The sequence below is a fragment of the Streptomyces sp. Ag109_O5-10 genome (assembly GCF_900105755.1).
In the GTDB taxonomy this organism is placed as follows: domain Bacteria; phylum Actinomycetota; class Actinomycetes; order Streptomycetales; family Streptomycetaceae; genus Streptomyces.
On sequence record NZ_FNTQ01000001.1, the window covers coordinates 3,973,546 to 3,985,827 of the forward strand.

Genomic DNA, 12,282 nt, shown 5'->3' on the forward strand with positions numbered 1-12,282 from the left:
TGTGACGGCCGCGGATCACCTTCCGTGACGGCCGCGGATCACTTCGCGTACAGACCCTCGATCTCCGCCGCAAAGTCCTTCATGACCGCCTCGCGGCGCAGCTTCATCGACGGGGTCAGATGCCCGGCCTCCTCGGTGAAGTCGACGGGGAGCATGGCGAAGCGCCGGATGGACTCGGGGCGGGAGACGAGCTTGTTGGCCTCGTCGACGGCGCGCTGCAGGACGGCCAGCAGCTCGGCGTCGTCCATCAGGAGCTCGGGCGGCACCGGGTGCTTGCCGTTCATCTGGCGCCAGTGGGTGAGGCCGTCCCGGTCGAGGGTGATGAGGGCGCTGACGTACGGCAGCCCGTCGCCGACCAGCATCACCTGGGAGATGAGGGGGTGCGAGCGCAGCCAGTTCTCCAGCGGGGCGGGCGCCACGGACTTGCCGCCGGCCGTGATCAGCATCTCCTTCTTGCGGCCGGTGATGGTGAGGTAGCCCTCGTCGTCGAGTTCGCCGAGGTCTCCGGTGGCCAGCCAGCCGTCCCGGGTCGCGGGGACGACCCCGCCGGCCGCCGGGTCCCAGTAGCCGCGCAGCACGTGCTCGCCGGCGACCAGGATCTCGCCGTCGGCGGCGATCCGGACCTTGGTGCCGGGCATCGGCCAGCCGACCGTGCCGAGGCGGGGCTTGAGGGGCGGGGTGCAGGTGGTGGCCGCCGTGGTCTCGGTCAGGCCGTAGCCCTCGTAGATCTCGATGCCGGCCCCGGCGTAGAACGCGGCGAGGCGGCGGCCCAGCGGGGAGCCGCCGCAGATGATGTGCCGGACGCGGCCACCCATGGCGGTGCGGATACGGCGGTACACGAGCGGGTCGTAGAAGGTGCGGGCGGTCCTCAGGGCGCGGCCGGGCCCGCTGCCGGTGCCGGTCTGCTTCGCCTCCAGCGCCTCCCCGTAGCGCTGCGCGACCCCGGTGGCCCGGTCGAAGACGGAGACCCGGCCGCCCGACTCCGCCTTCGCCCGCGCGGTGTTGAAGACCTTCTCCAGCATGTACGGGATGGTCAGCAGGCAGGTCGGTCGGAAACCGGCGAGGTCCGGGAGCAGGTCCTCGGCCTTGAGGCTGGGGGCGTGGCCGAGGCGGACCCCGGCGCGGATGCAGGCGATCGCCACCATGCGGCCGAAGACGTGGGACATGGGCAGGAAGAGGAGGATGGAGACCTCTTCGTCGTTGCGCGCCTTGAAGATCGGGTAGAGGAGTTCGATCGCGTTGTCGACCTCGGCGAAGAAGTTGCCGTGCGAGAGGGCGCAGCCCTTGGGGCGGCCGGTGGTGCCCGAGGTGTAGATCAGGGTGGCGAGGGTGTCGGGGCCCAGCATGCCGCGCCGGACGCCCACCTCGCCGTCCGGCACCTCTGCGCCGGCCTCCGCGAGCCGGTCCACGTGTCCCTTCTCCATCACCCACAGGTGCCTGAGGTCGGGCAGCCGGTCGAGTTCGGGACCGAGCGCGGCGGCCTGGGCGCTGGTCTCGGTGACCAGGGCGACGGCGCCCGAGTCGTGCATGATCCAGCGGGTCTGGAAGACCGAGGAGGTCGGGTAGATCGGCACCGTCACCAGGCCGGCCGCCCAGGCGCCGAAGTCGAGGAGCGTCCACTCGTACGTCGTCCGGGACATGATCGCGATCCGGTCGCCCGGCATCAGCCCCTCCGCGATCAGCCCTTTGGCCACCGCCAGCACCTGTGCGGCGAACTGAGCGGCCGTCACGTGGGCCCAACGACCGTCTTCCTCGGTTGACTTGCGGCTGAGGACCACGGCACCCGGCTCCGCCTCCGCGTTCTCGAACGGCAGGTCGGCGAGCGAGCCGTGCCGTACCGGCGGCGCGAACGGCGGTACGTACGCCTCCCGCACCACCCCGTCCAGCCGCTGTACGAGGGGCTCGACCAGGATCGGGTTCCCGTCGTAGTCCGTGGCCTGGATCGCCGCACCGGTGGAGACGGGGGCGGCGTTCGGGTAAGAGGACGTGAACACGGGGCGGCTCCTCGGGCGTGCAGCGGTGAACTGCTTGCTGCATGACGTACGTGCCTCGCGCACCGAGGCGTTCACCGGCACCGGCCCTCGGAAAGGGGTTACCGGCGGTTCAGGCTGGAGATCGTACGGGGCCGCTGTGGCGGGCTTGTGGGTTTTCGGGGGTTGTCCGGGGACGGGCCTGTGCAATCCCGGAGGTTACGTGAGGGACCTTCACGTTCGACCCGATTCCCGGTGATGGACAGCTGTGACATAGGCTTACCTACGGTAACTTTACTCCAGAGTCAGGAACTGTGCCATCAGTCAGAGCCCTGCGCCCTTGAGGAGCGCTGCCGCCGACGGCATTGAAAGGTGAACCTCTGTGATCGTCCTTGACCGGGCCCCTGCTCTCGGCCCCCTGCTCGCCCTCGGCGCGGCGCGGTCGCCCTTCAAAAGGCCGGGCGCCGTCGCGTCGTTCCCCCGCACTCACCTCGTACTGCCGGGCGTCCGCCCCGACCTCGAGAAACTCGCCGCCTACGAGCGTGTCTGCGGGTTCGCGACCGGGGAGGACGGGCTGCCGGTCACCTATCCGCATGTGCTCGGGTTCCCGCTGGCCATGCGGCTGATGAGTGCGCGGGAGTTTCCGTTGCCGTTGCTGGGGCTGGTGCACACCTCCATCGAGATCGAACGGCAGGCTGTCCTCCCGGCCGACGGGACGTACGACATCGCCGTCCACGTCGAGGAGTTGAGGCCGCACCGGCGGGGCACCGAGGCCGTCGTCGTGACCGGGGTGCGGGTCGGCGAGGACGTCGTGTGGAAGTCGCGGAGTACGTATCTGGCACGGCACCGTACGCCGCACTCCGGCGAGACGGTCCGGGAGGAGCCCGGCCCCCCACTGCCCGTCGTCGAGGAATGGCGGATCGCCGGGGACGTCGGCCGGCGGTACGGGGCCGCCTCAGGGGACCGCAACCCCATTCACCTGTATCCGTTCACCGCCCGCCTCTTCGGCTTCCCCCGGGCCATCGCGCACGGCATGTGGACCGTGGCCCGGTGCCTGGCCGCGCACGGGGTGCCGACGGCGGCCGTCGTACGTGCGGAGTTCCGGGCCCCGGTGCTGCTGCCGGGCACGGTCGAATACGCCGCCGCGGACGGCCGGTTCCGATTGCGGAGCGGCGACCGGGTGCACGTCACAGGCAGCGTGCGCCCGCGCGTTGCCCGGTGATCGGCCAACACCGCACAAAGAGTGTGTCTCGCCCTTCTGCGGCCCACCTGTCAGTGGGCCGTAGCCGACCGGCGCCCACGCTGCGCCGCCGGGGCGCCGTGTGACGGACCGGGCCGGTCACGGCGGCGACCACGGCCGGCCCTCCATCAGGTCGCCCAGCCCCGCCCAGGCGAAGTTCATCAGGGTCGCGGCCGCCTGCCGCGCCGTGACTCCCGGGGTGGCGTTGGCCCAGGTCGCCAGGGACTCGGCGGCGCCCACCAGTGCCTCGGCGAGGCCCGCGACCTCGCCCTCGGCCAGGTCGGGGTCGCGGTGTGCCGCGCGGGCGGAGGCGACGATGAGCTGGGTCACGAACGCGACGATCTCCTCGCGCATCGCGGCGACCTCGGAGGCGAACCGCTCGCCGTGCGTGCGGGCCTGGAGGTGCAGCACCGACCAGCCGTCGGGGTGTTCGGCGGTGTGGGTGAAGAACGCCCGCAGTCCGTCCCAGAGCTGCCGGTCGGCGGGCAGTGCGCGGTCGACGCCGGTGCGGACCGCCTCGGTCAGGGCGCCGGCCTCACGGCGGATGCAGGCCGTGAACAGGTCGTCCTTGGAGTTGAGGTACAGGTAGACCAACGGCTTGGAGACACCGGCGAGTTCGGCGATCTCGTCCATCGACGCGGCCATGTAGCCGCGCTGGCCGAAGGTCCGCACGGCGGCGTCCAGCATCTGCCGCTCACGTACCGCGCGCGGCATCCGCTTGGTCTTGACGGTCCCCATGGGACAAAGCCTAGTTGGGGCCGCAGACGCGGGAGCCGCTCAGGAGCTCACGAGGAGGTCCGGGCCTGGTCCGCCGCGTCGACCGCCGCGTCCTCCTGGCTGCGGTTGGCCTCGATGTTGGCCTGCATCCGCTCGACCCGCCGCGCGACCTGCACCGAGGCGCGGTCCCGCTCCTTGCGCAGCACGACGAAGCTGATCGGCGCCGACAGGACGAGGGAGAGCAGCAGGACCCACAGGAAGTTGGAGTCGCCAAAGCCACGCGGGAACGCGCCGGCGTAGACGAGGCCCCAGACGACGAGGAGGCAGCCCGCGAAGATACCGAGGCGCATCAGCGTGTAGCGGAGCATCTCAATCCAGTCTTCCGATGACGAAAAGGGGCACCGTCCAGTGAAGCACGCCGTGGGGCCGATCTTGCACCGGGGTCGGTGGGGGCGGGTCAGGTCAGCGGCAGCAGCATGGTGATGTCGCCGGGGGCGACGCGGACGGCGGCGGGGACCCGGCCGACCTCCTTGTAGCCGCAGGAGCCGTAGAAGTTCTCCAGGCCGAGGCCGCCGCGGCAGCTGAGCCGTATCGCGTCGATGCCGTCGAAGCCGCGGGCGGCGTCGGCGGCGGCCGCGAGGAGGTCGCGGCCGTAGCCCCGGCCCTGGTGCCTCGGGTGCACCATCACCGTGTACAGCCACACCCAGTGCGTCATCAGCCGGTGCGTGTTGAAGGAGAAGAAGGCGGTGGCGGCGACCTCGCCGGCCTCGTCGTGCCCCACGAGGAGCCGGTGCCGGCCCTCGGCCATCGCGACGAAGTGCCGGACCAGTTCCGGCCGGATCTCCTCGGAGGTCACGGGCGCGACGAATCCGACGGCTCCCCCGGCGTCGGTCACGTCCGTCCACAGGTCGAGGATGCCGTCGCGGAGGGCCGGGGTGATGGCGGGGTCGAGGGTGAAGGTAAGGGGCATGGCGCGATGGTATCTATTACGCCGAGGGGTGGGTAGAACCGATTTCGCCGTGCGGGCTACGGCCGGTGTGCGACTGCGGGAGCCCGGGGGCTGATCGCGCGGTTCCCCGCACCCCCGAAAGCCAGAGGAAGGGGCCGCCGCAGTCGCCCCTTCTTCCAGGCCTTCTTCCGAGAACGCACCGTCGGCGCCCTCACACCCGCATCGGCTGCGGGGACTCCCGGCGCGCCGGGTCCGGGCCGTCGTACTCGCGGATGATCTCGTAGCGGGTGTTCCGCTCCACGGGCCGGAAGCCCGCGTCGCGGATGAGGTCCAGCAGGTCCTCACGGGTCAGCTTGTTCGGCGTGCCGTAGTTGTCGGCGTCGTGCGTGATCTTGTACTCGACGACCGAGCCGTCCATGTCGTCCGCGCCGTGCTGCAGCGCCAGCTGCGCCGTCTGCACGCCGTGCATGACCCAGAAGACCTTCACGTGCGGGACGTTGTCGAACAGCAGCCGGGACACCGCGAAGGTCTTCAGGGCCTCCGCGCCGGTCGCCATCTGGGTCCGGGCCTGGAGCCGGTTCCTGACCTTGCCGTCCTTCATGTCCACGAAGTCGTGCTGGTAGCGCAGCGGGATGAAGACCTGGAAGCCGTTCGTCTCGTCCTGGAGTTCGCGCAGGCGCAGCACGTGGTCGACGCGGTGGCGCGGTTCCTCGATGTGGCCGTAGAGCATCGTGCAGGGCGTCTTGAGGCCCTTCTCGTGCGCCAGGCGGTGGATCCGGGACCAGTCCTCCCAGTGGGTGCGGTGGTCCACGATGTGCTGGCGGACCTCCCAGTCGAAGATCTCCGCGCCACCGCCGGTCAGCGACTCCAGACCCGCGTCGATCAGCTCGTCGAGGATCTCGGAGGCCGACAGCCCGGAGATCGTCTCGAAGTGGTGGATCTCCGTCGCCGTGAAGGCCTTCAGCGAGACGTCCGGCAGGGCCGCCTTCAGCTCGCGCAGCGACCGCGGGTAGTAGCGCCAGGGGAGGTTCGGGTGCAGGCCGTTGACGATGTGCAGCTCGGTGAGGTTCTCGCCCTCCATCGCCTTGGCGAGCTTCACCGCCTCCTCGATGCGCATCGTGTACGCGTCCTTCTCGCCCGGCTTGCGCTGGAACGAGCAGTACGCGCAGGACGCGGTGCACACGTTCGTCATGTTGAGGTGACGGTTGACGTTGAAGTGGACGACGTCACCGTTCTTGCGCGTCCGCACCTCGTGGGCGAGGCCGCCCAGCCAGGCCAGGTCGTCCGACTCGTACAGCGCGATGCCGTCCTCGCGGGTCAGCCGCTCACCGGCCCTGACCTTCTCCTCCAGCTCACGCTTGAGTCCGACGTCCATGCCCACACCTCTCTACGACAACTCCGACCACCGTACTTCTACGCCTCTTCGGGAAGTTCCCCGACCCGGTTCTCCCACTTCGTGGACAGCACGATCGTGGTGCGGGTCCGGGAGACGCCCTTCGTCCCGGACAGCCGCCGGATGGTCTTCTCCAGGCCGTCCACGTCCGAGGAGCGCACCTTGAGCATGAAGGAGTCGTCGCCGGCGATGAACCAGCAGTCCTCGATCTCCGGCAGGTCCCGCAGCCGCTGGGCCACGTCCTCGTGGTCGGCCGCGTCGGAGAGGGAGATGCCGATGAGGGCGGTGACGCCGAGGCCGAGCGAGGCCGCGTTGACGGTGGCGCGGTAGCCGGTGATGACCCCGGCCGCCTCCAGCCGGTTGATGCGGTCGGTGACGCTGGGTCCCGACAGTCCGACGAGGCGGCCCAGCTCAGCGTACGAGGCCCGGCCGTTCTCCCTCAGGGCCTGGATGAGCTGCCTGTCCACGGCGTCCATGCGATCGAAGCCTTCCGCTGAAGATTTCCCGAAGTAGATGAGAGGTGGTGCAGAGGTGGTGCCGGGGTGGTGCCGGGGTGGTGCCGGGGTGGTGCCGGGGGTGCTACTTGCTTCCGCCGCCGAGGTCCCCTTCCCAGCGGCGGTAGAGCCGGTGCCCGACGCCCGCCGCGTCCAGCACCCGCCCGGCGACGAAGTCGACCAGGTCCTGGATGTGGGTCGCGCCCGCGTAGAAGGCGGGGGAGGTCGGGACGACGACCGCCCCGAGGTCGTCCAGGGTGACCAGGTGGCGCAGGGTCTGGCCGTTCAGCGGGGTCTCGCGGACGGCGACGACGAGGCGGCGGCGCTCCTTCAGGGTGACACTGGCCGCCCGCTGGAGCAGGTCCTTGGAGAGGCCGAGCGCGACCCCGGCGACGGCGGCGGTGGACGCCGGCACGATCAGCATGCCCTTCACCGGGTACGACCCGGAGGACGGCCCGGCGGCCAGGTCCCCGGCGCTCCAGTACCGCGCCCGCGCGAGGTCCACCCGGAAGGTCCCCGGCTTGCCGTCGGCCCCCCGCGCCAGCCATTCCCCCAGGTCGTCCCGCCAGTGCGCGTCCCGGAAGGAGATCCCGGTCTCGTCCAGCAGGGTGAGCCGCGAGGCCCGGCTGACCACCAGGTCGACGCTCTCCCCCGCGTCCAGCAGGGCACGCAGCACCGCAGCGGCATACGGCGTTCCGGACGCCCCGGACACCCCCACGATCCAAGGCACGCGCTGCGTTTCTCCTGCGTTCACGTCTTGAGCGTACCGGCGCGCCGACCGAGGCTCAGGCCGGGTGGGGGGCCTCGGGGTCGACGCGGAGGCGGGACGTGTCCACCGTGAGGCTGCCGAGCTTCGTCTCCACGGTCAGCTTGCCCCCGTAGGAGAGCGTGTCCCGGCCCAGGTATCCGTCCGGGCCGGGGTTCCACAACGTGACAAGGTGTCCCGTGCGCGGATCGAAAATCAGGTAGTTGGGGATACCGCGAGCCGCGTACTGCTTGTTCTTCACCTCGTAGTCGTTGCGGACGCTGCTTGGTGAGACCACCTCGATCGCCAGCTCCACCAGGTCGGGTGGGTAGGAGGTGAGGTTGCGGTTCTTCTCGGCTTCGGGAATGACCGCGAGATCGGGGCAGAACTCGAAGTCGTCACTGAACGGGATCGCCACGTCGCTGATGAAGCCCCATTCCGGGCCCAACTGGGGTTCGAGCTGCGTCCACACCCTCACGATGGTCTCGTTGTGGAACGGCCGGAGCGGACTCATCACGATGTTGCCCTCGACAATCTCCATCCGGTACCCGCGGAACATGTCCTCGTACCGGGCGAGCTGCGAGTGCAGGCGGTCGCTGTCCGAGACGGTCACGTCGGCCTCCCTCTCTCTGCACTCGATGGTAGGCCGCACCGTATTCAGACGGTCAGACCCCGAACCAGGAGATCCAGCAAGGCGCACACGAACAGGGCAATCCCGATGAACCCGTTGACGCTGAAGAAGGCCCTGTTCAGGCGGGACAGGTCGTGCGGGCGGACGATGGAGTGCTCGTAGGCGAAGGCGCCGGCCACGATCACCAGGCCCAGCCAGAAGAACGCGCCGGCGTGGGTGGCGATCGCGTACCAGACGAACAGGGCCGTGACGATCGCGTGGCAGGCCCGCGCCCCCCAGATGGCCGCCGGGATGCCGAAGCGGGCCGGGACCGACATGACGCCGATCTCGCGGTCGGTCTCGACGTCCTGGCAGGCGTAGATCAGGTCGAAGCCACCGATCCAGATACCGACGGCGAGGCCGAGGATCACCGCGTCCCAGGACCACTCGCCGGTGATCGCCAGCCAGCCGCCGATCGGGCCCATGGCCTGGGCGAGGCCGAGGATGGCCTGCGGGAAGTTCGTGAACCGCTTGCCGTAGGGGTAGACCACCATCGGGATCACGGCGACGGGGGCCAGGGCGAGGCAGAGGGGGTTCAGGAGGGCCGCCGAGCCGAGGAAGACGGCGACCGCGATCAGCGCGCCGGTCCAGGCGTGCTTGACGCTCATCGCGCCGGTGACCAGCTCGCGGTGGGCGGTGCGCGGGTTCCGGGCGTCGATCTCGCGGTCGATGATCCGGTTGACGGCCATGGCGAAGGTGCGCAGGCCGACCATGCAGATCGTGACCAGGAGCAGCCGGCCCCAGTGGATGTTCCGGTCCAGCTCGAACATCGCGGTCAGCGCGGCGATGTACGCGAAGGGCAGGGCGAAGACCGAGTGCTCGATCATCACCAGCCGGAGGAAGGCTTTCGTGCGTCCCGGCTGTGGGAGTGCTGCGGAGGCGGAGCTCACAGGCCGTACTCCTTCCAGCGGCGGTCCACGAGAGCCGCCGTGTCCGGGTCCGACAGGACCATGTCCGGCCAGCCCCCGTCTCGTGTGTAGCCCTCCTCGGGCCACTTCTTCGTCGCGTCGATGCCCGCCTTGCCGCCCCAGAACTGCTGGTAGGAGGCGTGGTCGAGGTGGTCGACGGGACCTTCCACGATCGAGAGGTCACGGGCGTAGTCGGTGTTGCCGAGCGCCCGCCAGGCGACCTCGTGCAGGTCGTGGACGTCGCAGTCGGAGTCGACGACCACGATCAGCTTGGTGAGCGACATCATGTGCGCCCCCCAGATCGCGTGCATGACCTTCTGCGCGTGCTTCGGGTACTTCTTGTCGATCGAGACGATCGCACAGTTGTGGAAGCCGCCGGCCTCGGGGAGGTGGTAGTCCACGATGTCCGGGACGATGATCTTCAGGAGGGGCAGGAAGAAGCGTTCCGTGGCGCGGCCGAGGGGGCCGTCCTCCGTCGGGGGGCGGCCGACGACGATCGACTGGAGCAGCGGGCGCTTGCGCATCGTCACGCAGTCGATGGTCAGCGCCGGGAACGGCTCCTGCGGCGTGTAGAACCCGGTGTGGTCGCCGAACGGACCCTCGGGCAGCATCTCGCCGGGCTCCAGCCAGCCCTCCAGGACGACCTCGGCGTTCGCCGGGACCTGGAGCGGAACGGTCTTGCAGTCGACCATCTCGATCCGCTTGCCGGCGATGAACCCGGCGAACAGGTACTCGTCGATGTCGCCGGGGAGCGGGGCGGTGGAGGCGTAGGTGACGGCGGGCGGGCAGCCGAAGGCGATCGCGACCGGGAGCCGCTCTCCCCGGCGCGCCGCCACCTGGTAGTGGTTGCGGCTGTCCTTGTGGATCTGCCAGTGCATGCCGATGGTGCGCCTGTCGTGCCGCTGGAGCCGGTACAGGCCCAGGTTCCGGATGCCCGTCTCGGGGTCCTTGGTGTGGGTCAGCCCCAGGTTGAAGAAGGAGCCGCCGTCCTGCGGCCAGGTGAACAGCGCCGGCAGCCGGTCGAGGTCGACGTCGTCGCCGGTCAGGACCACCTCCTGCACCGGAGCGTCCCCGGACTTCACCTTCTTCGGCGGTACGTGCGTCATCGCGCCGAGCTTGCCGAACGCCTCGCGCACACCGACGAAGCCGTGCGGCAGCTCGGGGCGGAGCAGCCCACCGATCTTCTCGGAGATCTCCCCGTACGACTTCAGGCCGAGGGCCTTGAGCAGCCGCCGGTCGGTGCCGAACACGTTCATCGCGAGGGGCATGCTCGACCCCTTCACGTTCTCGAAGAGCAGGGCCGGTCCGCCGGCCTTCTGCACCCGGTCGACGATCTCCCCGACCTCCAGATACGGGTCGACCTCGGCCTTGACACGCTTGAGGTCTCCCTCGCGCTCCAGTGCCCGGAGCAGGGAGCGAAGATCGTCGTAAGCCATGTGTCCCAGTATCGGCCACCCGGGGTCCGGCCCCGGCCACCGCCCCCCGCATACTCGTCGGCCGTGAGACGTCATCCGCGGTTACCGCTGCTCGCCCTGCTCGTCGCCGTCGCGCTGTCCGCCTGCACGTCGGCACGGGAGGGGGCCGGCTCGCCGGTCTCCCCGCTGACCCGGATACCGGCCGCCGACCGGAAGACGGCCCCGGACCTCACCGGCAGCAGCCTCGACGGCAAGCCGGTCAGCCTCTCCCGCTACCGCGGCAAGGTCGTCGTCCTGAACGTCTGGGCGTCCTGGTGCGGGCCCTGCCGCGCCGAGGCCCCCGAACTGTCCGGGGCACAGCAGGCGCTGGCGGCGAAGGGCGTCCAGGTGCTGGGGGTGGACACGGACGCCCGGCAGGACAAGGGCCGGGCGTTCCAGGACGAGCACGGCCTGGTGTACCCGAGCCTGCACGACCCCGGCAGCCGCAAGCTCGTCCGGCTGCCCAAGGGGTACCTGCCGCGGGCGCTGCCGTACACCCTCTTCATCGACCGTCACGGGAAGATCGCCGCGAAGTACCTGAGCCCCCTGACGGAGGCCGACGTGCGCGCCATCACCCGGCCGCTGCTGGCGGAGTAGCGCACCGCGTCACCCGCCGACATCACGCGGCCGACTTCAGTAGTCTGGCCGCCATGCTCAGGTATCTGCCCTACTTGCTGGTCCTCGGCCTGTGGATCTACGCCTTCGTGGACTGCCTGAACACCCCCGAGGACGAGGTCCGCGCCCTGCCGAAGCTGGCGTGGGTGTTCATCATCCTGCTCTTCGGCGAGGTCCTGGTCGGCCCGGTGGCCTGGCTGGTGGCGGGCAGGACCCGGCAGCCGCGCGAGCGTTGGGTCGCCCCGGACGACAACCCGGAGTTCCTGAAGTCCCTGAAGCCGGACGATCCGCGCACCGACTGATCGTCGTTCGCGTTCGGCTGTCGTGCGGGCGCAGGCCCCGGAAGAAGCAGCCGTGGTCGGGGCGTTGAGGCCGACGACCGGCCTGGCGGCGCCCCTTGGACCACAGCACCAGGAGGAACCGGTGTCCTACCCGCGACTGCCCACCCCCGAGGAGAGGCTCGCCGACGCGAAGAAGCTGTCGAGCCTCCCGCCCATCGTCGTGATCTGCGGCTCCACCCGCTTCATGACCGAGATGAACGAGGCCGATCTGCGGGAGACCGTTGGCGGCAAGATCGTGGTCAAACCGGGCTGTGACATGAAGTCGCCGCACGACCTTTGGTCCGATCCTGTCGAGGCCGAGGCGCTGAAGGTTCGTCTCGACGATCTGCACCGGGCGAAGATCCGGCTCGCTGACGAGGTGCTCGTGGTCGGGGACTACATCGGGGACAGCACCCGAGCCGAAATCACCTACGCCCGGTCGCTGGGCAAGCCCGTGCGGTTCACGCACCCCGACGTCGACCCTGCCGCGTGACCGGGTTCGGCTGACGCAGCCGACCGCCGTGGCGGTGCTGCGTAGCACTCGCCTGGGTGGCGCCGGTGTTGTTTTCAGCGCTCCGGAACACGCTGCGGTGTGACGGGCCGTCGCGGCCCGGTGCGTTCTCGACGCGTGGGGCCGTCGCGGCCCGGTGCGTTCTCGACGCGTGCCGGCTCGGTGGTACGCGTCAGCGGTGGTCGACGTAGGCGGCGAATCCGCCCACCGTCCGGCCCACCGCGCATCCTGGCCTCGGCTTGGCCTTCGCCCTGCGGCGGCCCGCAGGGCTTCTCCTGCGCCGACAACGCGTCCTG

General features: G+C 70.2%; 14 protein-coding genes. 4 read left to right on the forward strand and 10 right to left on the reverse strand.

Annotated features, from left to right (window positions below):
* Positions 1–38: 38 nt before the first annotated feature.
* Positions 39–1,943: an AMP-dependent synthetase/ligase gene (locus BLW82_RS18185; RefSeq protein ID WP_093508111.1), complete on the reverse strand. Its 1,905-nt coding sequence runs from the start codon at positions 1,941–1,943 to the stop codon at positions 39–41.
* A 409-nt stretch (positions 1,944–2,352) separates the two neighbouring features.
* Between BLW82_RS18185 and BLW82_RS18190 the strand changes: the two genes are divergently transcribed.
* The gene (locus tag BLW82_RS18190) at positions 2,353–3,192 is read left to right on the forward strand and encodes a MaoC family dehydratase (RefSeq protein WP_093499798.1); all 840 of its coding nucleotides are present in this window, start codon (positions 2,353–2,355) and stop codon (positions 3,190–3,192) included.
* A gap of 117 nt (positions 3,193–3,309) precedes the next feature.
* Here the strand turns inward: BLW82_RS18190 and BLW82_RS18195 are convergent, their stop codons facing one another.
* From BLW82_RS18195 to BLW82_RS18235, 9 genes are all read right to left on the reverse strand, one after another.
* Entirely contained in the window at positions 3,310–3,948 is a 639-nt protein-coding gene (locus BLW82_RS18195) for a TetR/AcrR family transcriptional regulator (RefSeq protein WP_093499800.1), read from the reverse strand.
* Positions 3,949–3,995: 47 nt separating this feature from the next.
* Positions 3,996–4,295: a DUF4229 domain-containing protein gene (locus BLW82_RS18200; RefSeq protein ID WP_093499802.1), complete on the reverse strand. Its 300-nt coding sequence runs from the start codon at positions 4,293–4,295 to the stop codon at positions 3,996–3,998.
* A gap of 89 nt (positions 4,296–4,384) precedes the next feature.
* Positions 4,385–4,897 carry a GNAT family N-acetyltransferase gene (locus BLW82_RS18205; RefSeq protein WP_093499803.1) on the reverse strand — a complete coding sequence of 171 codons (513 nt, stop codon included), beginning with the start codon at positions 4,895–4,897 and terminating at the stop codon, positions 4,385–4,387.
* 190 nt (positions 4,898–5,087) lie between these two features.
* The gene (mqnE, locus tag BLW82_RS18210) at positions 5,088–6,251 is read right to left on the reverse strand and encodes an aminofutalosine synthase MqnE (RefSeq protein WP_093499805.1); all 1,164 of its coding nucleotides are present in this window, start codon (positions 6,249–6,251) and stop codon (positions 5,088–5,090) included.
* A 38-nt stretch (positions 6,252–6,289) separates the two neighbouring features.
* Complete coding sequence (locus tag BLW82_RS18215) at positions 6,290–6,745, reverse strand: Lrp/AsnC family transcriptional regulator (protein WP_093499807.1); 456 nt, start codon at positions 6,743–6,745, stop codon at positions 6,290–6,292.
* Between the two features lie 103 nt (positions 6,746–6,848).
* Positions 6,849–7,493, reverse strand: coding sequence for a UbiX family flavin prenyltransferase (locus BLW82_RS18220; protein WP_093499809.1), 645 nt, complete (start codon positions 7,491–7,493; stop codon positions 6,849–6,851).
* 55 nt (positions 7,494–7,548) lie between these two features.
* The gene (locus BLW82_RS18225; RefSeq protein ID WP_256215860.1) at positions 7,549–8,121 is read right to left on the reverse strand and encodes a Uma2 family endonuclease; all 573 of its coding nucleotides are present in this window, start codon (positions 8,119–8,121) and stop codon (positions 7,549–7,551) included.
* A 44-nt stretch (positions 8,122–8,165) separates the two neighbouring features.
* On the reverse strand, positions 8,166–9,068 hold the full coding sequence (gene mqnP, locus BLW82_RS18230) for a menaquinone biosynthesis prenyltransferase MqnP (RefSeq protein WP_093499811.1): 903 nt from the start codon (positions 9,066–9,068) through the stop codon (positions 8,166–8,168).
* Entirely contained in the window at positions 9,065–10,522 is a 1,458-nt protein-coding gene (locus BLW82_RS18235) for a menaquinone biosynthesis decarboxylase (protein ID WP_093499813.1), read from the reverse strand. The genes mqnP and BLW82_RS18235 overlap by 4 nt, the downstream gene beginning before the upstream one ends.
* Positions 10,523–10,585: 63 nt before the next feature.
* Here BLW82_RS18235 and BLW82_RS18240 point away from each other — a divergent pair, with 63 nt between their 5' ends.
* The 3 genes from BLW82_RS18240 to BLW82_RS18250 all read left to right on the forward strand — a co-directional run bounded on the left by BLW82_RS18240 (position 10,586) and on the right by BLW82_RS18250 (position 11,968).
* Positions 10,586–11,137 (forward strand): TlpA family protein disulfide reductase, encoded by a 552-nt coding sequence (locus BLW82_RS18240; RefSeq protein WP_256215861.1) that lies wholly within the window; start codon positions 10,586–10,588, stop codon positions 11,135–11,137.
* 53 nt (positions 11,138–11,190) lie between these two features.
* Positions 11,191–11,457, forward strand: coding sequence for a PLD nuclease N-terminal domain-containing protein (locus BLW82_RS18245; protein ID WP_093499815.1), 267 nt, complete (start codon positions 11,191–11,193; stop codon positions 11,455–11,457).
* A 121-nt stretch (positions 11,458–11,578) separates the two neighbouring features.
* Entirely contained in the window at positions 11,579–11,968 is a 390-nt protein-coding gene (locus BLW82_RS18250) for a hypothetical protein (protein ID WP_177232984.1), read from the forward strand.
* Positions 11,969–12,282 lie beyond the last annotated feature (314 nt).